Raw genomic sequence first — 23,002 nt, forward strand, 5'->3', positions numbered from 1 at the left:
CCTTCCCCGGGAAGCTCACCGCCCCAGCAGTGCCCGTACCCCCGCCACCGTCGTCACCTTGATGAGCGGCTGGTAGAGGTCCATCACGTCGAGCGCCTTCGCGTGGGCCGTGTCGTTGGCGCCGGCGCAGGCGTCGGCCGCGACGAGGACCTCGACGCCCGCGTCGGCGGCGGCGAGGGCGGTGGACAGGACGCAGCAGTCGGTGCTGACGCCGGCCAGGACGAGCCGGCCGTGGGGGGCGACGCGGGCGGCGAGTTCCGGGGTCCACTTGCCGAAGGCGGAGCCGTCCAGGACATGGGGGGCCAGGTCGCAGAAACCGTCCGTCAGATGCCACAGCGGCGCGTCGGGCGGCTGGAGGGCGAACGGCCATTGCGCGTAGTACGCGCGCCACGCGCCGGACGGCTCCCCGGGGGCGACGAACCGGGTGAACGTCACCGCGTCGCCGAAGGCCGACAGCAGGCGCCGTACGCCGGTCGCGGCCTCCCGGTAGCGGGGGACGGACCAGGGGCTCGTGGGGTCGGCGAAGACGTGCTGCATGTCGATGACGGCGAGGTGGGTCATATCGCGGCCTCCCTGGCGTGCGCACGGGCCGGGGCGGTGCTGCTGTGCTGCGGGTCCGTCATCGTCAGCTGTCTGCCTGTCTTCCGGGGCGGGCGCGAGGGGTCGTCCGGATCAGTCCTACCCGGCCGGGGGCCCTCGCGACCGCGCGGATCTCAGGCTCCCATCTCGGTCCAGGCGAACCCGTCGGCGCGCAGCCCGCGCGCGATGGCGGCGGCAGCGGCGTGCAGGTGGGGCGCGGTGCGGGCGGGCTGCACGCTCTCCGGGGGCCCGACGACGCCGATCGCGGCGACGACGCTCCCGCGCGCGTCCCGGACGGGTACCGCGTGGCTGCTGCGTCCCGGAGTGAACGTGCCGTGGACGAGCGCGTGCCCCTCCCGGCGCACCCGTACGAGGCCGCGGCGCAGTTCGCTGACGTCGGTGACGGTGGCCGGGGTGCAGGCGCGCAGGGGCGGCACCAGGGCCTCCTGCTGGGCGGTCTCGCCCGCGTGGGCGAGGAGGATCAGGCCGACGGCGGTGGCGTGCAGGGGGAGGCGGCGGCGTTCGCCGGGGCCGCAGGGCCCGTGGTGGCTGTCGTCGCCGACGAAGGCCAGGCAGACGCTCTCGCAGCCGTCGCGGATGGCGATGACGGCGGAGGCCGAGGTCTGCTGGTGCAGGGCCACCAGGTGGGGGTGGGCGGCGTCGACGACGTGGGAGGCGCGCGGCGCGAGGGAGGCGGTCTCCCACAGGCGCAGGCCGATGCTGTAGCCGCCGTCGGCGGAGCGTTCCAGGGCGCCCCAGGCGTGGAGTTTGTTCACGATGCGGTAGACCGTGGCGACGGGCAGTCCGCAGCGGCGGCTGATGTCGCTGAGGGACAGCGTCCGGCTGTCCGGGTCGAAGGCGGCAAGGATGCTCAGCGTCCGGTCGACGACCGAACGCTCCGGGGAGGAGTGGGGAGTGGTCATCCCGTTCAGATTCCTTTCACCTTCATGGCAAGGGTGCTCAGGAGACGCGTGTTGACACGTGCGCGCACCAAGCAGCACGTGAGGAACCAGAGGTGAGATCCGGCATCGGGCGACCACGTCTATGATTGAACCCTCAAGCGCAAGGAGAAAGGTCGATTCCGGAACGCCCATGGTCGATTTCGCATCGTTACCGATCCCTGTCGTCCCCTTCACTCCCGCGTGCAGGCCGGGGCTCGGTCTCGCGCTCACGACTCTGGGCGCGCTGCGCGGCTTCGGGGACCCTGAGTTCTTCGCGGCTCCGCATCGGCTCGACTTCCATCAGATCCTGCTGGTGACGGAGGGAAGCGGAACCTACTCCATCGATTCCGAGTGCTTCGCGTGCCGTCCCGGGACGCTGCTGTGGACCCGCCCCAACCAGGTGATCGCGTTCACGCCGCAATCGGACATGGACGCGGCGGTCATCATGTTCACGGAGTCGTTCCCGCTGCGCATGAGCGCGCACATGGCGATGCTGGACGACGTCCTGCGGCCCTCGCACTGGCGGCTGCGCAGCGACGAACTCGTCGCGTTCCGGCGGGTGCTGGACATGCTGGAGGAGGAGTTCGAGCGGCCCGACCAGGGGCTCGGCGAGGAACTGCTCAAGCATCTGCTGGCCGTCGTCCTGCTCCACATCGACCAGATGTGCCGGCTGCGCCACAAGGAAGTGGGCGCCTTCAGCGGCGAGTACGGCGAACTGTTCCTGCGTTTCCGCCGCGAGCTGGACCGTTCGTACCGCACGACCCGGCTGGTCGAGGAGTACGCGGAGGCGTTGAACTGCTCCACGCGCGCGTTGTCACGCGCCTGCCGGGCGATCGCCGGGACGTCCACGAAGGACGTGATCGACGCCCGGGTGGCGCTGGAGGCGCGCCGGCTGCTGATGCACACGGACCTGCCGATCAACGCGATCGCGCGGCAGCTCGGATTCTCCGAGGTGACCAACTTCGGCAAGTTCTTCGTACGGCGCGTGAATATGACACCGGGGGCCTTCCGGCGCGAGTCGAAACGCGCTTGATCGTTCGGCCGCTCCATTAAGCGGCGGTCTACGCCCGTAAACCAGGATTTCTTTTCCACTCTTCGGAAGAACGCTTGTTCCGGATTCGGCGACGTGGCAAAACTGGGCCCTGCGTGCTTCGGGCGACCAACCGTGGCACGAGCCTTCCCGAACGAGGCGGCACGACGGGGCCGAGGCGTCCCATGTCCTCGGCCCCGCGTGTCAGGCGGCTGCCGTCGCCGCCTCCCGGGTGTGCCGCGCGGCGGTCCACCAGCCGGGGTGGTCGCGGTACCAGCGGACCGTGTCCGCGAGCCCCCGGTCGAAGGAGACGGCCGGCGTCCAGCCGAGTTCCTCGCGCAGCCGGCTGTCGTCGAGCGCGCGCCGGGGTGTGCCGGTGTCGCGGTGGTGTGCCGCGCGCGTGCCGGTGAGGGTGTGCAGCCGTTCGGTGAGGGCGGCGGGCGCGACCGGTTCACCGCCGACGTGGTAGGTCTCCCCCGCGCGGCCCCGGTTGAGGACCAGGTGGACGGCCCGGCAGTGGTCGTCGACGTGCAGCCACTCGGACGGTCCCGGGCGGTCCTCGCGTCCCCGGGGGCGGGTGCCCTCCAGGAGGGCGGTCAGCCTGCGGGGCAGCGGGCGGTCCGGGTGCTGGCGGGGTCCGTAGCAGGGGGCGGAGCGGGTGACGGACAGGTCGACGCCGTGGGTGTGCCAGGCGGAGCGGGCGACGAGGTCGGCGGCGGCCCGGGAGGCCGCGTACGGCGTGTCGGGGCGCAGGGGCTGGTCCTCCGTCCAGGGGCCGCCGTCCGTGCGCGGGCCGTACACGTCGGCCGTGGAGACGACGACCGTCCGCTCGACGCCGCTGCCGCGCAGGGCGTCGAGGAGGGTGTGGGTGCCCAGCACGTTGGTGCGGACGAGTTCCGCGGTGTCCGCGTGCGTGGCGTCGGCGAAGTGGACGACGGCGTCGTGTCCGGGGAGCAGTTCCCGCAGCAGGAACGGGTCGCCGACGTCGCCCCGGACGGCCTCCACGCGCGCGTGGCGCCGCGGTACGGGCCGTAGGTCGAAGGCGGTGACCCGGGCCCCCTCCCAGCCGCGGTAGGCGTCGGCCAGGAGGGCGTCGACGAAGTGGGAGCCGGCGAACCCGGCGGCCCCGGTGACGAGGATTCTCACGCGCGGCCCCCCGGGCGGTGCGCGGCGACGAGCCGCTCCAGGACGGGGACGACGTCCCGGGGCGCCGGTGCGGCGAGCGTCTCCTCGTAGAGGCGGCGGGCGCCCTCCTTGAAGGACGGTTCGTCCAGGAGGCGCGTCAACTGCTTGAACAGGGTGTCCGGGTCGAGGGCGTCGGTGTCGGCGACGAGGCCCGCGCCGGTCTTCTCGACGTACCGGGCGGTCTGCGGTTCGTCCCAGGCGACGACCGGGACGACGAGCTGGGGCACCTGGTGGGCGACGGCGGCGGTGAACGTGCCGGTGCCGCCCTGGTGGACGATCGCGGACGTCGTCGGCAGGACCTGGTTGAGGGGGATGTAGTCGACCGTGCGGACGTTGGCGGGCAGTGTGCCCTCGCCGGCCGACCCGCCCCTGCCGAGGGTCGCGACGACCTCCACGTCGAGTTCCGCGACGCGCTCCAGGAACTCCGGTGCGGGGAAGGTGCTGTGCCCGCCGATCATCCGGCGGCTGACGCCGAAGGTGAGGACCACGCGCGGGCGCTCCGGGGCGCCGTGCAGCCAGTCGGGCAGCGGGGAGGAGCCGTTGAAGGGCAGGCGGCGCACCGGGATCGCGGGCAGCCGCAGCGGGGGCCGCATCGAGGGCGGGACGAGGTCGAGGGTCCAGCGGCCGAGGAGGATGTCGTCGGTGAGGTCGAGGCCGTGGCGGGCGAGGTGGGGGTCGAGCCAGTTCAGCCAGGTGTGGCGGCCGGGGGTCTCGGCCTCGGTGAGTTCGTGGAGGGCGGCGATGCTGTCGAGGCCCCAGACGAGGCGGGCGTGGGGGGTGTCCGTCACGCGCGCGGCGATCGCCGCGGGGATCATCAGCTTGTCCCACAGGATCAGGTCGGGCCGCCAGGAGCGGGTGAAGGCGATCAGCTCGTCGAGGAACGAGCCGTCCTCGCCGGTGTCCGGGTAGGCGAAGGAGAACATGCCGCCGAGGAGGGCGCGGGCGGCGTGCCAGTCGGCCGCCTCGCCGGGGTGGGCCGGGTCGAAGCGCCAGGCGTCGGCGAAGGCCATCAGCCCCTGCTGCATGGCCTCCGGGGGCGGCCCGTCGGCCGCGGGGCCGAGCGGTACGGCGGTCAGGCCGGCCTCGGTGATGTTGTGGACGATCTCCGGGTCGAGGGCGCCTTCCTGGCAGGCCACGACGACCTCGTGCCCGGCGCCCTGGAGCGCGTGCGCGAGGGGGACCATCGTGTGCAGGTGGGCGGTCGCGGGGAACAGCGTGAACAGGACGCGCATGGCGGGGCTCCGATCGGGTGAGGTCGGTCGAGGGGGGTCAGTCGAGGCTGAGCAGGCTCTGCGCGGTGAAGGGGCGCAGGTCGTCGTGGCGGCCGTCGCGCAGCTTGGCGGGCCAGCCGGGGTCGGACAGCAGCAGCCGGCCGACGGCGACGAGGTCGAACTCGTCGCGTTCCAGGCGGTCGACCAGCCCCGCGAGGTCGGCGTTGTCGGCGCCCTTGCCCTCGATGAGGGTGGTGAGGAACTCGCTGCCGGTCAGGCCCACCGAGCCGACGGCGATCGTCGGCAGGCCGGTGAGTTTGCGGACCCAGCCGGCGAGGCTCAGTTCGGAGCCGGTGCCGGGGAAGCCGGGCAGCCAGAACCGGCGGGCCGAGCAGTCCAGGACGTCCACCCCGGCGCGCACGATCGGGTCGAGCAGTTCCGCGAGCTCCTCCGGCCCCGAGGCGAGCCGGGCGTCGAAGTCGTTCACCGTCCAGTGGGAGATCCGCAGGATCACCGGGAAGTCGGGGCCGACGGCCGCCCGGCAGGCGGCGACGACCTCGGCGGCGAACCGGGTGCGGCCCTGGAGGCCGCCGCCGTACCCGTCGGTGCGGGGGTTGGTCTCGGGGCGCAGGAACTGGTCGATCAGGTAGCCGTGGCCGCCGTGGAGTGCGAGGCCGTCGAAGCCGAGGCGCCGGGCGTCGGCGGCGGCCCGGCCGAAGGCGGCGACGATCTCGGCGATCCCGGACTCGGTGAGGGTCGCCGGGCCGACGGCCGGGACGTGCGGGTCGGGCACGTCGTCGCCCTTGCGTTCGAGCCCGGCGTGCCACAGCTGGGGGACGATCCGGCCGCCCGCCGCGTGCACCTCCTCGACGACCCGGGCCCAGCCCGCGAGGGCGTCCTCGCCGTGGAAGCGGGGCACGGTCGGCGTCGGCGCGGACGCCGGGTGGCCGACGACGGTGCCCTCGGTGACGATCAGGCCCGCCCCGCCCCTGGCCCGGCGCGCGTAGTAGGCGGCGATCTCGGGGCCGGGGACCCCGCCCGGCGAGAAGTTGCGGGTCATCGGCGACATCACGATCCGGTTCGGAAGATTCAGGGAGCCGATCGAGAAAGGCCGGAACAACGCGGAGGTGTCAGTCGTTTCGGGCATAAGGGTGCTCCTGGGGAGGGCGGTGGGGCGGATGGGGTCAGGCGAGAGCGGCGGTCCGCGCGGTGTCCTCGTACGCGAGGTCGACGGCGTGCGCGAGGCTCATCCGGGTCGGCAGGCCGAAGATGTCGACGACGGTGGCGAGCCGTTCCTCGATCGTCCCGCCGACGACGTGGTAGGGGATCGCGAGCTCGTCCAGGCTGGTGCGCAGCAGTTCGTCGGACATCCGCCGGAACCGCTCCGAGACGGGCCGGTGACCGTCCTCGACGAGGCCGAACTCGACGGGCAGGTGCACGAAGACGTCGTACGCCTGGCGCGCGTGCCGCTTGAGGACGGCGCCCATGGAGTCGACGACCTCCTCGTAGAAGTCGGGCGGCGCGGCGGTCGCGTCGTAGCCGTCGGTGGGGTGGATGCCCGCGCGGACGCGTACCTTCCCGTAGACCCACTCGTGCAGCGAGGAGCCGTCGGAGAGGAACCCTCCGGCGAGGCGGGACTCGTGGACGGCGCGCTCGGTGTAGCGCTGGATGCCGAGCTGGATCAGCTCGGGCGCCGAGCACTCTTCGAGCCGTTTGCCGGGGAGGGCGTCGGCGAGGATCTCGCGCATGGTGCGCGCGTGCGTGCGGGGGATGCCGGTGAGGTGGGCGAGGGCGATCGTGGTGGTGGTCTTGCCGGTGCAGTAGGTGCCGGAGACGGCGATCCTGCGCGCCGGTACGGGAGAGGTCATCGCGTTCCTCGGTCGGGGAGTCGGTGGGTCACCGAGAAGGTGCCGGTGATGCCGTGGAAGCCGTAGGCCAGGTCGCAGACCCGCCACCGGTCGGCGTCGATGTCGACGAGCCGGGTGTCCGCCACCCGCGCGTGCACCGGGAAGGCGCGGTCCACGGCGCGCAGCGGCAGGTCGGTGGCGAGTTCGGCGCGGCGCAGCCAGAGGGTGTCGCTGCCCCCGCGCGTGAGGCCGTCGAGTTCGTACATCAGCACCTGGGCGAGCTGGCCCATGACGGCGATCGCGTCGACCATCGAGGCGCTCGGCGCGTACGCGGCCTCCAGTCCGGTGCCGGCGCTCTCGCCGGGCGCCGGGGTCAGGGCCGCCTCGGCGTCCGCGCGGCCGGCCGCGGCGTCGACGGCGAGGCGGGTGACGCGGTGGGCGCGGTGCCGGAACAGCTCCGCGTAGTACTGCCCCGCCGGGTCGCCGAGCGCCGTGTCCGCGTCCTCGTACAGCGCGTCCTGCGGCGGGCGGTAGCCGTCCTGGTCCTCGTGCTGGACCTCGCAGCGCACGTCCATCGAGCCGATGGAGACCCGGACGACGGAGGTGCGCAGCCCGTCCGCGACGGTGACGGACTCGGCGGGGCGGGCCGTGCCGTGCACCGGGAGACGCGCGAGGTCTTCCTGGGGACGGCCGCCGGCCCGGATCACGACCCGGCGCAGCCACATCCGGGAGCGGGCGCCCGTGTCGAGGACGTAGGCGTGGGTGAGGAGGAGTTCGGCGGTCCGCGCGGCGAGGACGAGCGCGTCGATGCTGCTGAGGTGCGGGACGAGACCGCCGGTGCCCTTCGCGGACCAGTCCGCCGGGTAGGCCACCGACGCGGTCGCGGTGACCTCCGTGGACTCCTGGTCACCGGTCAGGGCGAGCGCGGTCAGGCGCTGGCGCACGCGCCGGAAGCCGCTGCCGAAGAACCTCTCTCCGGCGGGGCCCAGGTAGTCCTGGATGTCCCCGACGACCAGTGGTCCGGCGGTCACCAGCGCCTCCCGGGGGCGGGACGGGGGCGGTTGAGGTGCGGGGCGGTCATCACCGCCATGAACATCTCGTGCGTGGTGGGGAGTTCGGGGTCCGGGGGCGGCGGGACGGGCACCGGGGCGGGGGACGGCGTGGGCATGGGGGGCTCCTGCGGGGGCGGGTGGCTGGGGAGCGGGCATGCGGGGGCGGAGGCGGGGACGGGCGGGGCGGCGGCTGCCGTCGGGCGCGGGGGCCGGGTGAGCGGCCGGGCGGAAGGCCGGGCGGGGTGCCGGACGGGGTACCGGGGGTCAGTGCCCGGGTACCGGGGCGGCGGTCGCCAGGAGGGCTTCGGCGACGGCCGCGTGGTCGGGGCCCTCGGGTTCGTCGAGGCGGGCCCACAGGTCGCGCAGGCGGGCCTCGGCGGCGGTGCAGTGGATGTCCGTGAGGTCCTGGTCGCCGTCGTGCGCGGTGGCGGCCAGGACGGCGGCGGTGCCGAGGAGTTCACGGGCGACGAGGCCGAGGAGGAGCAGCGGGTACTGGCGGCTGCGGGGCTCGGAGGCGACGGCGCCGGCGACCGTGCGGGCGGCTGCGGGGAAGCGGGCGAGGTGGGCGGTGAGGGTGTCGAGGTGGTGGAGGTTGCGGGGGGACAGGAGGGTGCGGGGGGACGGCTCGCCCTCGACAGGGCCCGCGCCGGGTTCGTCCGGAGTGTCGGGGGCGTCCGGCGTGTCCGCAGCAGCGGGGGCGGCCGAGGTGTCCGGGTTGCCGTGCGCCTGCCCGGCGAGCAGCGCGTTCGCCGCCTGGACGTCGGACAGGAAGTCCACGCCGCCCGCCGTGCGCAGGACGCGGGCGTCCCGGTAGGCGCGTTCCAGGGGCACCGGGAGAGCGCCCCGGGCCCGCTTGGAGCGGGCCGTCTCCATGCCCTCGCCGCCCATCAGGGAGAGCGTGCGGTCGACGACCCGCGCGCAGGCGTCCGTGCAGATGTTCCGGGCGGCGTGGCGGTCGAACCAGCGGTCCTGCGGGGCGGGGCCGCCGAGACTCCAGCGGATCACGCTGTCCATGAGCCGGACGTCGGCGGCGTTCTCGGCGAGCGTGCGGCGGGTGAGGTCGTACTCCCCGAGGCCCGCCCCGTCGATCTTCCGGCGCGCGGTGAACTCCACCGACCAGCGCAGGCAGTTGCGGGCGATGGCCAGCGCGGGGGCGGCCTGGATGAGGAGGCGGGCCGTCATCACCGCCGACGCGAACCTCGGGGTGCGCCGGGGATCGCCCTCCGGGACGGTGACGAGGTGCTCCTCGGGCACCCGGACGCCGTTCAGGGTGAGCCGCCCGTTCGGCAGACCCCGTACGCCGAGGTGCTCCAGTTCGTCCTCGACGCGGAAGCCGGGGTCGGTGGTGTCGACGACGGCGAGACCGACGCGCGGGGCGTGGGCGTCGCCCCGGACGGTCACGGTGACGCCGAGGAGGGTCGCGACGGGGCCGTTGCTGATGAACAGCTTCTCGCCGTCCAGGACGTAGCCGTCGCCGTCGAAGGCGGGCGTCGCCGTGACCGTCGGCCACCGGTTGCCCTGGCCCTCGGGGTCGGTGTCGGCCCAGCCGGAGATCATGCCGGAGGCGATGTGCCGGCGGATCAGGTCGCGCAGCGGGCCGTCCGGCAGCGCGGGGAGGAGGGAGGCGCCGACGCCGATGCCGTTGTGCACGCCGAGGAGGAAGCCGACGGCCGCGGAGCGGGTGGCCGCCGCCTCGACGACGCGGAACACGTCGTACGTGCCGAGGGCGAGCCCGCCGAGCTCCTCGTCGGCGCCGAGCCTGAACGCGCCCACGTCGTGCAGCGACTTGAGGAAGCCTTCGGGCAGCTCGCCGTCCCGTTCGACGGTTTCGAGGTCGGTCTGCGTGTCGAGGAACGTGAGGAGCCTCGCGGCGGCGGCGTCGGCCCTGAGGCTCGCCGCGCGGTCGAGGCGCGGCCGGGTGGTCCAGCCCGCCCAGTCGGGGCGGCCGTCGAGCAGGGCGGTCAGGAAGGTGGGGGTCTCGGCCGGCGCGGGGTCGCCGGTGCCCGTGGTGTCCGTCGTCATCTACAGCCCCCGTACCTGTCCGGAGACCGTCTCGTCCGCCGTGCGGATCGTGTCGAGGAGGCCGTGCAGGCGCAGGCCGGTCTCGAAGTCGGGGACCGTGCGGGAGCCGGTGCGGATGTCGGCGGCGAGCGCGGAGTACAGCTCGGCGACGTTGCGTACGGCGGTGGCGGGGACGTCGGGGGTGGCGCGGTCCGGGGGTGTGTCGACGTGCCGCCAGGCGGCGCCGGGTGCGGCCGTCTCGTACAGGTGGATGTCGCTGACCTGGATGCCGTGCCCCGCCGCGGGCCCCTCGGAGACGACGGCGAGGCTGCCCCGGGTGCCGGAGAACTCCAGACGGGTGCGGGCGTCGCCGCTCTTGCCGTCGTGGATGTGGACGCTGACGGGGACACCGGTGCTCAGCAGGCCCTGCACCATGACGTGGTCGGGGCTGGTGACGCCGACGCTCTCGGCGGTGTCGGAGACGGTCAGCCGGGGCTGGCGTACGCACAGGTCGGCGGAGAGGCGGCTGACCGGGCCGGTCAGGTACTCCAGGAGGTCGAGGGTGTGGCCGCCGGCGACCTCCAGGGTGCCGGCGCCGTTCCTGCGGTCCAGGGTGTAGACGGCGTCGGAGGTGATCGTGCCGCCGACGCCCTTGGCGCGGGCCGCGTACACGTTCACGCCGGTCACCCGGCCGATCGCGCCCCGCGTGAGGAGGGAGCGGGCGTGCCGTACGGCGGGGGCGTGGCGGGCCTGGAGGCCGACGGCGTGGTGGACGCCGGCGCGGGCCGCCGCCTCCGCCATCACCTCCGCCTCCTTCGTGGTGCGGGCGAGCGGCCACTCGCAGTAGACGTGCTTGCCCGCGTCGAGGGCGGGCAGGACGAGGCCGGCGTGGTCCGGGGTCTTCACCGCGACGACGACGAGGTCGACGTCCGGGTGGCCGCTGAGCCGCGCCGGGTCGGTGAACGCGTGGGCGGCACCGGCGAGTTCGGCCGCCCGGCGGGCGCTGCCCGTGCGGGTCGTGGCGACGGCGGTGATCTCGAAGTCCGGCAGCGCGGTGAGCGCCGGCAGGTGGGCCGCGGTGGCCCAGCCCCGGTCGGGGGAGGCTCCGATGACACCCACGCGGATCGGTTCGGTCATGGCTGCTTCCTGGGGACGAGAGGCGGACGGGGAGAAGGGCACCGGGGCGGGGGCCAGGGGCCGGGGGAACCCGTGGGTTCGCCCCGGTGCCGGTCGGGGTGGTGTGCGGGGGCCTCAGGAGAGCGCCGTCAGCTCCTCCGCGAGGATCTGCACCGACGTCGTGATCTGCGCCTCCGTGTGCTCGGAGGTGATGAAGAAGCGGAGTCGGGCGAGGCGTTCCTCGACGGCCGGGTGGAGGATCGGGTTGGCGCTGACGCCGCGCGCGTAGAGGCGGTCCGCCAGCAGGAGGGCCTTCGCGGAGTCGCCGGTGATGGCGGGGACGATCGGCGTGCCGGAGCTGGTGCCGACGTCGACGCCGGCCTCCGCCGCGAGCTTCAGGAAGAGCGCCGCGTTGTCGTGGAGCCGGGTGACCCGCTCGGGCTCCTCCCGCATGAGGCGCAGCGCGGTGAGCGCGGCGGCGGTGGACGCCGGGGGCAGTCCGGCGCTGAAGACGAACCCGGGGAGGGTGTAGCGGAAGTGCTCGATCAGCTCGTGCCGCCCGGCGACGTAACCGCCGCAGCTCGCGAGGGACTTGGAGAGGGTGCCCATCCAGACGTCGACGTCGTCGGGGTGGACCCCGGAGAACTGGGCCATGCCGCCGCCGGTCTTGCCCATGACGCCGATGCTGTGCGCCTCGTCGACCATGAGGAGCGCGTCGTGCTTCTGCTTGACGGCGACGAGGGCGGGCAGGTCGGCGGTGTCGCCGTCCATGCTGTAGACGCCTTCGACGACGATCAGGACGCGCCGGTAGTTGCCGCGGACGTGGCCGAGGAGCCGGTCGAGGGCGACGAGGTCGTTGTGCGGGAACGGCTGGCGCGCGGCGCCGGACTGCCGGCAGCCCTGGATGATGCTGTCGTGCGCGAGGGCGTCGTGCAGGATCAGGTCCTCGGGTCCCATGAGGTGCCCGATGACGGTGACGTTGGTGGCGTGTCCGCTGACCAGGCTCACGGCGTCCTGCGCGCCGACGAGTTCGGCGAGCCCCCGGTCGAGTTCCTCGTGCAGCGGGCGGTTGCCGGAGAGGATGCGGGCGGCGGAGACGGAGGAGCCGTAGCGGGCGACGGCCTCCTGCATGGCGGCGGCGACCTCGGGGTGCCCGGACAGGCCCAGGTAGTTGTAGCTGGAGAAGGAGATCAGCTCGTGGTCGCCGACCCGGCTGGTGTCGCGGATCGTGCCCTCGTGCCGCAGGAAGTACGGGTTGACGACGCCGGCCGCCTCCAGGTTCGCCTTGCGCTCCAGGGAGGCGCGGACCTCGGGGAAGAGCCGGACGTCGGCGCTCTCGCCGCGATCGGGGGCGGGCGCGGCGGGGGCGGGGGCGGCGGGCGTGGGCACCGGTGCCGGGGCGGCGGCCGGCTGGGGGCTGGGGATGATCGTCCGCCGCAGCGGCGCGGGCGCGCCCAGCCGGCTCTCCACGGTCGTGACGAGATCGCCGATGGAGGCGATCTCCATCATCTCGGCGGCCTTGACCTCCAGGTGCGGCCACTGCCGGCGCAGCCGGGTGGCGAGTTCGGCGAGCATGATCGAGTCGAAGCCGAGGTCGGTGGCGAAGACGTGCTCGGGGCGCAGGAAGTCCTGCGGGTAGGCGCTGACCTTGGTGATCGCGTCGAGGACGGTGTCCGAGACCGCGCCGGCGGCGGGCGCGGGGGCGGTCTCCTCGGCCGCTTCCCGAACAGGAGCCTGGGGCACGGTTGCCGGAACGGCGGCCGGGGCCGGCACCACGGGGAGCGGCAGACTGCGGGCGGCGGCCGGGTCGAAGGACTGGAGCAGGGACACCTGGGCGTGCAGGAACTCGATGAGTCCGCTCATCCTGGGCTCTCCGATCGGGTGGGGCGTGGCGGGGACGGGGGAAGGGATGACCGAACGCAGCGGCGCCTCGACGGCCTCGGCGGAGCGGCGGGCGACCTCGGCGCCCCGGGCAGCCGTCTCGCGCTGCGGGCGCCCGGTGCCGGTGCGGACGGTGTAGACGTCGGTCGCGAGCGGCGACGGCGGCAGCGACAGCAGCCGCCCGCCGGCCCCGGGGAAGAGCGGCGCGGTGTCGACGGGCGCCCCCGCGACGGCGAGCCGCCCGAGCGCCACGAGCAGCGCCCGGCCGTCGTCGGCGCGGGAGACGGTGAGCGGGAGGAGCGCGAGCCCGGCGCCCGCCTCGGTGCGGCGGGCCATCCGCAGGAGGGTGTCACCGCCGTAGATCTGGACGAGGAAGGCGGCGCCGGAGTCGGCGACGGTGCGGACGGCGTCGGTGAACCGGACGGGCGCGGTGTTGTGGCGGGCCCACAACTCCTTGATGGCGTCGGGGTGTTCGGCGCGGGCGCCGCTGACCCCGGAGACGAAGGGCAGCGCGGGCCCGCTGAGCGGGAGGGCGGCGATCGCGTCGGCCATGACGGCGTCGGCGGCGGCGACCAGGGGCGAGTGGAAGGCGTGCGAGACGCGCAGCCGGACGGCGGCGGTGCCGTGGGCGGCGCAGTGTTCGCGCAGGGCGTCGGCGGCCTCGGCGCTGCCGCTGAACACGACCTGGCCGTCGTGGTTGTAGCAGGCGGGCCAGACGCCCTCGACGGCTTCGGCGAGGCGCTGCGCGTCGGCGGCGGGGGCCTGGACGGCGAGCATGGCGCCGGTGCCGGAGGGGACGGCGGCGGCGAGGGCGGCGCCGCGTACGGCCATGAACCGGACGGCGTCCGTGGGGGCGAAGGCGCCCGCGGCGACGGCGGCCGGGAACTCGCCGACGCTGTGGCCCACCGCGAGGTCGGGTTCGACGCCGCAGGCGGCGAGGAGTTCGACGGTGGTGACGCCGGTGATGCCGAGGCCGGGCTGGCACATGTCGGTGACGGTGAGGGCGGCCTGCGCCTCGGTGTCGTCGGCGCTGTCGGCTTCGCCGTCCCGGGGCTCCCACAGCAGGCCGGGGAGGAGCGCGGCGACGGTGGGGGCGTCCTCGGCGGTGGCGGCGGCGAGTTCGGCGGCGCGGGCGGCGACCTGCGGGTAGCGGCGGGCGAGGTCGGCCAGCATGCCGGGGCGCTGCGAGCCCTGGCCGGGGAACGCGAACGCGATCCGGCGCTCCTCGGGCGGCAGGGGTTTCGCCGAGGCGTGCACTCCGGGGGCGAGTTCGCCGACGGCGCCGTCGGCGAGGCGGGTCGCGGCCAGCCGGAGCCTGTCGAGGAGTTCCTCGCGGGTCGCGGCGACGAACGACAGGCGGGCGGTGAGGAGTTCGCGGGTCGCGAGGGTGCGGGCGACCTCCTCGGGGGTGGCGGCCGGGTCGCGGACGACGGAGGTGTGCAGGACGTCCGCGTACTGGGCGAGGGCGGCGGTGCTGCCGGCGGAGAGCAGGAACAGCCAGGGCTCGTCCTGCCGTTCGCCGCTTCCTCCCCGAGCGGGAACGGTCTCGGGCGCGCTCTCCATGACGGCGTGCACGTTGGTGCCGCCGAAGCCGAACGAGCTGACGCCGGCCCGGCGCACCCCGTCGTGCGGCCACTCCTTCGCGGACGCCGTCAGGCTCAACCCGGCGCGCTCTAGCGGGAGTTCGCCGTTGACCTGGATCTCGGTGGGCTGCGGGGGGACGACGCCGTGGTGGACGGCGAGGGCGGCCTTGACGAGCCCGGCGGCCCCGGCGGCGGAGAGGGTGTGGCCGATGAGGGCCTTGGAGGAGCCGAGGTAGCAGGGCCGGTCGGCGCCCTCCTCGGCGCGCAGCATGCCGATCGCCTCGACCTCGGTGCGGTCCCCGACGGGTGTGCCGGTGCCGTGGGCCTCCAGGAGGTCGACGTCCCCGATGCCGACCCCGGCGTCCCGGTACGCGGCGCGCAGGGCCGCCAGCTGTCCCTGGGCCTGCGGGGTCATCGGGCCGCCGCCGCGCCCGTCGTTCGCGGAGCCGACGCCGGTGATGACGGCGTAGATGCGGTCGCCGGCCGCGAGGGCGTCCTCGACCGGGCGCAGGACGAGGGTGGCGCCGCCCTCGCCGAGGACGAACCCGTCGGCGCGTTCGTCGAAGGGCCGGCATCTGCCCGCGCGGGAGATGGCGCCGGCTCTCGCGAAGCCGATCAGGGGGGTCGGGGTGAGGCTGAGGTAGACGCCGCCGACGAGGGCGACGTCGCAGGCGCCGGACGCGAGGCTCTTGACGGCCGTGTCGAGGGCGACGAGGGCGGACGAGCAGGCCGCGTCCAGGGACATGGAGGGGCCGCCGAGGTCCAGGACCTCGCTGACCGTGCAGGGGATCATGTTGGCGAGGCAGCTCGGGATGGTGAAGGGGTTCATCGGCATCACCGACGAGCCCGTCGCCTCGTGGAGCCGGTCCATCAGCTCCGGGTCGCCCTCGCCGTTGTGGAGCGAGCCGTCCGCGAGGAGGCTGGCGGTGATCCGCGAGACGCTGATGTCCCGGTGGTCGATCGAGGAGACGCCGCAGAAGACGCCCGTCCGCGACCGGTCGAAGCCGTTCTGCTCCCAGCCGGTGTCCTGGAGGGCCTCGCGGGCGAGGTCGACGAAGAGTTTCGCCTGCGGGTCCATGACGCGGGCCCGGCGCGGCGGGATTCCGTAGTGGGCGGGGGCGAAGTGGTCGACCGCGTCCAGGAAGGCGACCTGGTCCGTGTAGACGGCGTGCGGATCTCGGAAATCACCGGGCCGGTGATATACGGAGTGGTCCCAGCGGGCGGCGGGGACAGCCGCGAACTGCGGTTCCGCTTTCACCAGGATCTGCCAGAACTCGTCGATATTGGCGGCTCCGGGGAATCGGCACGACATGCCGACGACAGCCATTCCAGCCATTGACCGGTACCTCGATCCAATGTCGATTCTGAAAATGCCCTGGAAGCCGACGCCGGATGCCGTCGTGCCGTATTCCGGACCGTTCCTCGGAAAACACCGGACGACAACTTCAGAAACACCGGGATTACCGCACCCCGGGCTCCCGACGTCGACACGCAGAGCTTGCATGCGACCCTGGAGCGCACACAACCCGCCTTCTCATCGAGCGGAAAAGATACCGGCGCGTAACCCTCGGGAATGAGGTTCCGTTCACGCGTGATGGTTTTCAAAGGGGGCGGAAAGGGGGCGCACAGGAGGGCGCACGAAGAGAAAAGAGGGCGCCACCGGGGGTGCGGTCACCCCGGGTGCGCCCTCGCCCGCCGGCGTCGTACGCCTACGTCTGCGGCGACAGCCCCACCTGGCGGGCCAGGGCTCGCGCGCCCTGGGCGAAGAGGGCCTCGCGGTCCTCGATGACGCGGTTGAACTGGCCGAGGACCTCGAAGCTGACGAGGCCGAAGAGCTGGGCCCAGGCCGCCGCGGCGGCGGTGACGGCGGAGGCGGGGAGGTCGCGGCCGGCGAGCAGGCCGTGGACGTCGGGGCTGAGGACCGCGGCGGCGTCGGCCTCGCCGCCGGTCTCGGTGAGGGTCAGGGTGCCCGCGCGGTGGGCCGTCTCCAGGACGTTCAGGAGGACCAGGGCGACGCGGGAGGCGGGGGCGACGGTGTCCTGGGGGGCGTCGTAGCCGGGCACCGGGGAGCCGTAGATCAGGGCGTACTCGTGGGGGTGGGCCAGGGCCCAGGCGCGGACGGCCGCGCAGACCGTCTGCCAGGTCTCCCACGCGGGCGCGTCGCCGGCCTCGCCGTACGCGGACTCGGCGGCCCGGCCGATCGCGTCGTACGCGTCGACGATGAGGGCCGTCAGCAGGTCGTCCCGGCTGGGGAAGTAGCGGTAGAGGGCCGACGAGACCATGCCCAGCTCGCGCGCGACGGCGCGCAGGGAGAGGCGGCCGGGCCCCTCGGTGGCGAGGTGTTCGCGGGCCTGCTCCTTGATGGCCTGGGCGACCTCCGCGCGGGCTCGCTCCTTGGCTCCTTGGATGACGTCCATACCGTGCAGTCTGCCATCCCGCAAAGCACTGACCAAGACTGAGAGCAACGCTCTTGCTTTGAGACAGTGCTCACTGCAACACTGCTCCAGGAAAAGAGCAGCGCTCCAGAATGGGAGCGCCTCCCTGCCCTCCCCCACCCGGGCCTCGCGGCGGAGCGTCCCCCCAGGTCAGCCGCCGTGCCCGACTCCCCCCCACCCCTTCCAGGCCGTAGCCGCAGAGGAAGAAAGGACCCACGTGATGGTCACCTCGGTGCCATCCGGGAACGACAGGACGAACCGCCGCGGTCCGTGGTTCACCCTTCTCGCCGGAATGCTTTTCCTGCTGATCACCGCCGCCGCGAGCGCCGGTGTGCTGGACAACCTCAAGTCGGGCGGCTTCGACGACCCCGGCTCGGACTCGGTCGCCGCCGCCGAGGCGCTGGAGCGCTCCTTCCCGGACAGCCAGCCCAACCTGGTCGTGCTGGTGAAGGACGCGAAGGGCGGTGTCGACTCGGCCGCCGCCCGCGCGAAGGCGGGCACGATCGCGACGACGGTCGCCGGGACGGACGGCGCGCGCGTGGTCGCCTCCTACTGGTCGACCGGTGACGCGACCCTGCGCGCGGACGACGCGGGCCTGGTCCTCGTCCGCGTGGACGGCGACGAGAACGCGTCGATGCGCACCGCCGAGAAGCTGCACGAGAAGCTCTCGGACCCGAAGGGCGCGGTCGCGGTCTCCTTCGGCGGGATCACCGCCATCAACAACGACATGAACAGCCAGGTGGAGAAGGACATCATCGCGGCGGAGACGATCGCGATCCCGATCACCCTGCTGCTGCTCGTGCTGGTCTTCCGGGGCCTGGTCGCGGCGCTGCTGCCGATGCTGCTGTCGGTCCTGACGATCGTCGGCGCGCTGGCGGCGGTGAACATCGGCGCCCAGTTCACCTCGGTCTCGGTGTTCGCGGTCAACCTGATCACGGCGCTCGGGCTCGGCCTGTCCGTGGACTACAGCCTGCTGATCGTCACCCGCTACCGCGAGGAGCGCGCGGCGGGCCGCACGAACGCCGAGGCCCTGCGGATCACGCGGGCGACGGCGGGCCGTACGGTCGCGGTCAGCGGTGGTGTGGTCGGCGCCGCGCTGGCCACGCTGTTCGTCTTCGACCAGTACTTCCTGCGCTCGTTCGCGCTGGCCGGCATCGCGGTGGTGCTGTTCGCGGTGCTCGGTTCGCTGTACGTGCTGCCCGCGACGCTCGTCCTGCTGGGCGACCGCATCGACAAGCTGGCGGTCAAGCGCCGCAGCCCGCGCCCGCGGCGGGAGCCGGCGCAGACGTTCTGGGGCCGGATGGCGGGCCTCGCCTTCAAGCGCCCGGCGCTGCTGGCCACCCCGGTCATCGCGCTGCTCCTGCTGATGGCGGTGCCGTTCACGAACGCCCAGTTCGGCGTCCCGGACGAGCGCGTCCTCCCGGCGGCGACCGAGAGCCGTGTGGTGACCGAGGCCGTGCGGGACGACTTCGGCGCGGGCGACGACCGCGCGCTGAACGTCGTCTCGGAGGACTGGACGGGTACGCCCGCGCAGCTCCAGCGGTACTCGGCCGCGCTGTCGAAGGTCTCCGGTGTCACGCAGGTGATCGGGGCGGCCGGCGTGTACAAGGGCGGCGACCGGGTCACCGTGCTGCCCGACGCCGTGGCGGCCGGCTACCAGAAGGGCGACGCGGTCCGCATCCAGGTCCAGTCGGACGTCGTGCCGTACTCGGAGAAGGGCGGCGATCTGGCGCGCGCGGTCCGGGCGGTCGATCCGGCGGGCGGGGCGGTCCTGGTCGGCGGGCAGGCGGCGCAGCTCGTCGACATCACGCACTCCATCGCGGGCAAGCTTCCGCTGGCGATCGTCCTGATCGCCGTCTTCAGCCTGCTGTTCCTGTTCCTGCTGACGGGCAGCGTGCTGATGCCTCTGAAGGCGCTGGTGTTCAACACGCTGAGCCTGGTGGGCATCCTGGGCGTCGCCGTCTGGATCTTCCAGGACGGCCATCTCTCCGGCGCCCTCGACTTCACGGCGTCCCCGCTGGCCGTGTCGATGCCGGTGCTGATGTTCTGCATCGCCTTCGGCCTGTCGATGGACTACGAGGTGTTCCTGGTCGCCCGCATCAAGGAGCGCTACGACCGCACCGGCGATCCGGAGGGCTCCGTGCGCGAGGGCCTGGGGGCGAGCGGGCCGGTGATCACCGCCGCCGCGGCCATCCTCGCCGTCTCCTTCTTCTCGATGCTGACCTCGGGCGTGTCCCTGATCAAGATGTACGGCCTGGCCACCGGCCTCGCGATCGTCATCGACGCCTTCCTGGTGCGCGGTGTGCTGGTACCGGCCTTCATGCGGGCGGCCGGGAACTACAACTGGTGGGCCCCGGCGCCCCTCAGGGCCGTCCACCGGCGCTTCGGCATCAAGGAGTCGCTGGAGGAGGAGCCGCCGCCGGCCCCGGTGCGGGTACCGGAGCGCGAGACGACGGGAACGGCCCGATGACCACTGCCCTGCCCCGGCTGCTCAACGCGGCGGACGCCGCCGCCCGCGCCGCCAACGCGCACAACACCCAGCCCTGGGAGCTGCGCCACCGCGGCGACCACATCGAGGTCGGCTGGCTCCCCGAGTACGCCCTCGGCCCCAGCGACCCCTCTCACCGCGACCTCAGGCTGTCCCTCGGCACGTACCTGGAGACGTTCCTGATCTGCGCGAACACCGAGGGCACGGCGGTCCGCTTCGAGGCGGACTACGACGCCGGGGCCACCCGCGTCGGCCGGATCGTGCCCGCCGAACGCGCCGTGCCGGACGTCGACCGGGCCGCCGCCGTGGAGCGCAGGCGGGTCTGGCGCGGCCCGTGGAAGGCGGACCGGGTCGCGCCGGAACTCCTCGAACAGGCGCAACTGGCCGCCCGGGAGGCCGGTTTCCGGATCGCCGTCGTCCCCACGGCCACCGCGCGCCCGCTGCTGATCCGCGCCTACCACTGGTTCTTCGGCCACGAGGGGATCGCGGCGGAGCTCCTCGCCTGGACCCGGCTCTCGCCGAAGCACCCCGCGTACGCCGAGGACGGGCTGAACGACGTGATGCTCGTCCTGAACAAGGCGGAGCGCTCGGCGATGGGCGTCCTCTTCTCCCGTCCCGTCTACCGCGCCCTGCGCCCGCTGGGCCTGGTGAAGCTGCTGACGGCGCTGTCGTCCAGCGCGACCAGCGGCGACGGGGACGTCCTGGTGATCCTCGGCACGGACGCCGGTCCGGCGGACGAGGTCGAGGCGGGCCGGCTGGTGACCCGGCTGTGGCTGGACCTGTTCCGGCAGGGTGTGTACGTCCATCCGCAGAGCCATGTCATCGACTGTCCCGGCACGCACGACGAGCTGGCCCGGCTGTGCGCGGCGGAGCCCGGTGAGCGTCCGCTGGTGTTCTTCCGGGTCGGCCATCCGGCGAGCGATCCGGCGCTGCGGCCCCGGCATCCGCGGCGCTGAGGGGCGGGCGGAAGGGACGGGCACCCCTGTCCCTTTCGCCACCCTCTGTTAATGATCACGACACCAGGGGTGATCTTGCACGAATTCGCCGCCGTGCGGTAATTGCGTGACGCAGCGGAATCACCCGCCTGTGAACGCGTGAAGAACAGCTCCACATCCCCCTTCCCCAGACCTCTTGAAAGTGCAATTATCAAAGCGTTTCCGCGGAAGGGAAATGTCGAATGCAAGCACCCCCCACTCCCGACAGTCGCTCGGTCATCGAGAGGACATTCGACGTCCTCGGGGCTTTCGACGCCGGGAACGTCACCCTTTCAGTGAGTGAAATAAGCAGGCGGGCCGGCATACCGGTCGCCACCACCTATCGAATAGTTTCGAAGCTTCTCGACTGGGGAGCGCTGGAACGCATCGGCGAGAACAGATACACCATCGGGCTCCGGTTATGGGAGGTCGCCTCGCTGTCACCCCGGCATGCCGCTCTGCGGCACGCCGCGATTTCCCCCATGGTCGACCTGCACGCACAGACCCATTCCGTGGTGATGCTTTCCGTGGGCGACCGGTACGAGGGCGTCTGGCTGGAGTCCGTCTCCGGGGCGGCCGGGCCGTGCCACAAGACCTGGTCGACGGGCAACCGCTTCCCGCTGCACGCCACGGCCTGCGGGCTGGTCCTGCTCGCCCAGGCCCCGGCCGCCGTCCGCGAGCACGTCTACGCGGCCGGACTCCCCGCGTACACCGACCTCACCACCACCGACGCCGGTGTGCTGCGCGGCCAGGTCGACCAGGTGACACGGCGTGGATTCGCCGTCTGCGGCGAGGAGTTGACCGAGGGGATCGCCGGCATCTCCGTCCCCGTCCTCGACGCGAACGGGGCCGGTGTCGCCGCCCTCGGGCTCGTCACCGAGTCCCCCGTCGAGGACTCCGCCCGGCACATCGCCCTCACCCTCGAAGCGGCCCGCCGCATCTCCCGCGCCCTCACCCGGCGCACCCGCGAGAGCGAGCCGGCCCCCACCGCCTCGCGCGCGGGACGCGGCCGGAACGCCACCCGCCCCGACCCGGCCTGACCGGCCGCCCCCGCCCCTCGCACCACGCGCAGCCGCCTGCCCCACCCGCTCCCCTCCCCACCAGGCACTCTCCCCGACACAGGAGCAGCACGTGATCGCCACCCGTGACGAGATCCACGCCGGCCTCGCCGACATCGTCAGCGACATCTCCGGAGTCCCCCGCGGCGACGTCCTCGTCGACCGGTCCTTCCGCGACGACCTCGACGTCGACTCGCTCTCCATGGTCGAGGTCGTCGTCGCCGCCGAGGAGCGGTTCGGCATCTCGATCCCCGACGAGGCCACCACCGACCTCAGGACGGTGGGCAACGCCATCGAGTTCCTCCTCGCCAGCCGCTGACGGACCCGCAGGTCCCTTCCCGCTCTGGAGTGATGCACATGATTTCGTCAGACCGCCGCGTGGTCGTCACCGGACTCGGCGCCACCACACCGCTGGGCGGCACCGTCGCCGACACCTGGCAGGGACTCCTCGAAGGCCGCTCGGGAATCCACCGGCTCGACCACCCCTGGGTGGACGAGGTCGTCGTCCGCATCGGCGCCGAGGTCGCCGTCGAACCCGCCGAGGTGCTCCCCCGCACCGAGCTGCGCAAGCTGGACCGCTCCGCCCAGTTCGCCCTGATCGCGGCCCGCGAGGCGTGGGCGGACGCCGGTTTCACCGGACCCGCGGGGGACGGCGGCGAGGCCGACCCGGACCGGGTGGGCGTCGCCCTCGCGACCGGCATCGGCGGGGTGACCTCGCTGCTCCAGCAGTACGACATCCTCAAGGAGCAGGGCTTCCGCAAGGTCTCCCCGCACACCATCCCGATGATGCTGCCCAACACGCAGGCCGCGAACGTCGGTCTGGAGATCAACGCCCGCGCCGGGGTGCACGCGACGGCGAGCGCCTGCGCGTCGGGCGCCGAGTCCATCGGGTACGCGATCGAGATGATCCGCTCGGGGCGGGCCGACGTCGTGGTGGCGGGCGGCACCGAGGCCGCGATCCACGCCCTGAACATGGCCGCGTTCGGGAACATGATGGCGATGTCCAAGCGCAACGACGAGCCGCAGCGCGCCTCCCGCCCCTACGACACGGACCGCGACGGGTTCGTGATGGCCGAGGGGTGCGGGGTCGTCGTCCTGGAGTCGGCGGAGCACGCCGAGCGGCGCGGGGCGCGGGTGTACGCGGAGGCGGTGGGGCAGGCGATGTCGTCGGACAGCCACCACATCACGCAGCCCGAGCCGTCCGGCCGGGGCATCGCGGCGGCGCTGTGCACGCTGCTGGACTCGACGGACCTGACGCCCGCGCAGATCGTGCACGTCAACGCGCACGCGACGTCCACGCCGAAGGGTGACGTCGCGGAGGTCAAGGCGCTGCGGAAGGTGTTCGGCGACGAGACCGACCATTTCGCCGTCTCGGCGACGAAGTCGATGACCGGGCATCTGCTCGGCGGCGCGGGCGGGGTGGAGACGGTGGCGACGGTGCTGGCGCTGCACCACCGGCTCGCCCCGGCGGCGGTCAACATCGACAACCTCGACCCGGAGGTGGACGCGGACATCGTGCGCGGGGAGCCCCGGGCGCTGCCCGACGGGCGGATCGCCGCGCTCAACAATTCGTTCGGGTTCGGCGGGCACAACGTGGTGCTGGCGTTCCGGACGCCGTGAG

18 protein-coding genes are annotated in these 23,002 nt (G+C 73.4%); 6 read left to right on the forward strand and 12 right to left on the reverse strand.

The window, feature by feature from the left end; genetic code table 11:
• Window positions 1-15: 15 nt before the first annotated feature.
• Both ABZX85_RS12775 and ABZX85_RS12780 read right to left on the reverse strand, forming a co-directional pair.
• Entirely contained in the window at window positions 16-561 is a 546-nt protein-coding gene (locus tag ABZX85_RS12775) for a cysteine hydrolase (RefSeq protein WP_355865911.1), read from the reverse strand.
• Between the two features lie 152 nt (window positions 562-713).
• A complete protein-coding gene (locus tag ABZX85_RS12780) occupies window positions 714-1,502 on the reverse strand; it encodes an IclR family transcriptional regulator (protein WP_355865914.1) in 789 nt (262 codons plus the stop codon).
• 169 nt (window positions 1,503-1,671) lie between these two features.
• Between ABZX85_RS12780 and ABZX85_RS12785 the strand changes: the two genes are divergently transcribed.
• Window positions 1,672-2,553 (forward strand): AraC family transcriptional regulator, encoded by an 882-nt coding sequence (locus ABZX85_RS12785; RefSeq protein WP_355865917.1) that lies wholly within the window; start codon window positions 1,672-1,674, stop codon window positions 2,551-2,553.
• Between the two features lie 201 nt (window positions 2,554-2,754).
• Here ABZX85_RS12785 and ABZX85_RS12790 read toward each other — a convergent pair whose 3' ends face one another.
• The 10 genes from ABZX85_RS12790 to ABZX85_RS12835 form a co-directional block, all read right to left on the reverse strand.
• Window positions 2,755-3,696, reverse strand: a complete 942-nt coding sequence (locus tag ABZX85_RS12790) for an NAD-dependent epimerase/dehydratase family protein (protein WP_355865922.1) — start codon at window positions 3,694-3,696, stop codon at window positions 2,755-2,757.
• The gene (locus tag ABZX85_RS12795) at window positions 3,693-4,967 is read right to left on the reverse strand and encodes a nucleotide disphospho-sugar-binding domain-containing protein (RefSeq protein WP_355865925.1); all 1,275 of its coding nucleotides are present in this window, start codon (window positions 4,965-4,967) and stop codon (window positions 3,693-3,695) included. Before ABZX85_RS12795 ends, ABZX85_RS12790 begins: the two co-directional genes overlap by 4 nt.
• Window positions 4,968-5,004: 37 nt before the next feature.
• Window positions 5,005-6,093 carry an NADH:flavin oxidoreductase gene (locus tag ABZX85_RS12800; RefSeq protein ID WP_355865927.1) on the reverse strand — a complete coding sequence of 363 codons (1,089 nt, stop codon included), beginning with the start codon at window positions 6,091-6,093 and terminating at the stop codon, window positions 5,005-5,007.
• 37 nt (window positions 6,094-6,130) lie between these two features.
• A complete protein-coding gene (locus ABZX85_RS12805; protein ID WP_355865930.1) occupies window positions 6,131-6,814 on the reverse strand; it encodes an AAA family ATPase in 684 nt (227 codons plus the stop codon).
• Window positions 6,811-7,824, reverse strand: coding sequence for an AvrD family protein (locus tag ABZX85_RS12810; RefSeq protein WP_355865933.1), 1,014 nt, complete (start codon window positions 7,822-7,824; stop codon window positions 6,811-6,813). Before ABZX85_RS12810 ends, ABZX85_RS12805 begins: the two co-directional genes overlap by 4 nt.
• The gene (locus ABZX85_RS12815; RefSeq protein WP_355865936.1) at window positions 7,821-7,961 is read right to left on the reverse strand and encodes a hypothetical protein; all 141 of its coding nucleotides are present in this window, start codon (window positions 7,959-7,961) and stop codon (window positions 7,821-7,823) included. Before ABZX85_RS12815 ends, ABZX85_RS12810 begins: the two co-directional genes overlap by 4 nt.
• Window positions 7,962-8,109: 148 nt before the next feature.
• Window positions 8,110-9,867 (reverse strand): acyl-CoA dehydrogenase family protein, encoded by a 1,758-nt coding sequence (locus ABZX85_RS12820; protein ID WP_355865938.1) that lies wholly within the window; start codon window positions 9,865-9,867, stop codon window positions 8,110-8,112.
• Window positions 9,868-10,983, reverse strand: coding sequence for a Gfo/Idh/MocA family oxidoreductase (locus ABZX85_RS12825; RefSeq protein WP_355865941.1), 1,116 nt, complete (start codon window positions 10,981-10,983; stop codon window positions 9,868-9,870). It abuts the gene before it with no gap.
• 114 nt (window positions 10,984-11,097) lie between these two features.
• Entirely contained in the window at window positions 11,098-15,762 is a 4,665-nt protein-coding gene (locus ABZX85_RS12830; RefSeq protein WP_355865944.1) for an aminotransferase class I/II-fold pyridoxal phosphate-dependent enzyme, read from the reverse strand.
• A gap of 373 nt (window positions 15,763-16,135) precedes the next feature.
• On the reverse strand, window positions 16,136-16,843 hold the full coding sequence (locus ABZX85_RS12835) for a TetR/AcrR family transcriptional regulator (protein ID WP_355865946.1): 708 nt from the start codon (window positions 16,841-16,843) through the stop codon (window positions 16,136-16,138).
• A gap of 310 nt (window positions 16,844-17,153) precedes the next feature.
• Here ABZX85_RS12835 and ABZX85_RS12840 point away from each other — a divergent pair, with 310 nt between their 5' ends.
• The 5 genes from ABZX85_RS12840 to fabF all read left to right on the forward strand — a co-directional run bounded on the left by ABZX85_RS12840 (window position 17,154) and on the right by fabF (window position 23,001).
• A complete protein-coding gene (locus ABZX85_RS12840; RefSeq protein WP_355865949.1) occupies window positions 17,154-19,331 on the forward strand; it encodes an MMPL family transporter in 2,178 nt (725 codons plus the stop codon).
• On the forward strand, window positions 19,328-20,305 hold the full coding sequence (locus ABZX85_RS12845) for a hypothetical protein (protein ID WP_355865951.1): 978 nt from the start codon (window positions 19,328-19,330) through the stop codon (window positions 20,303-20,305). The genes ABZX85_RS12840 and ABZX85_RS12845 overlap by 4 nt, the downstream gene beginning before the upstream one ends.
• Before the next feature lie 221 nt (window positions 20,306-20,526).
• Window positions 20,527-21,363: an IclR family transcriptional regulator gene (locus ABZX85_RS12850; RefSeq protein ID WP_355865954.1), complete on the forward strand. Its 837-nt coding sequence runs from the start codon at window positions 20,527-20,529 to the stop codon at window positions 21,361-21,363.
• A 91-nt stretch (window positions 21,364-21,454) separates the two neighbouring features.
• Window positions 21,455-21,700 carry an acyl carrier protein gene (locus ABZX85_RS12855; RefSeq protein ID WP_355865957.1) on the forward strand — a complete coding sequence of 82 codons (246 nt, stop codon included), beginning with the start codon at window positions 21,455-21,457 and terminating at the stop codon, window positions 21,698-21,700.
• Between the two features lie 38 nt (window positions 21,701-21,738).
• Window positions 21,739-23,001 carry a beta-ketoacyl-ACP synthase II gene (gene fabF / locus ABZX85_RS12860; RefSeq protein ID WP_355865960.1) on the forward strand — a complete coding sequence of 421 codons (1,263 nt, stop codon included), beginning with the start codon at window positions 21,739-21,741 and terminating at the stop codon, window positions 22,999-23,001.
• Window position 23,002: the final 1 nt, after the last annotated feature.

The organism is Streptomyces sp. NPDC004539 (assembly GCF_040610055.1).
In the GTDB taxonomy this organism is placed as follows: Bacteria; Actinomycetota; Actinomycetes; order Streptomycetales; family Streptomycetaceae; genus Streptomyces.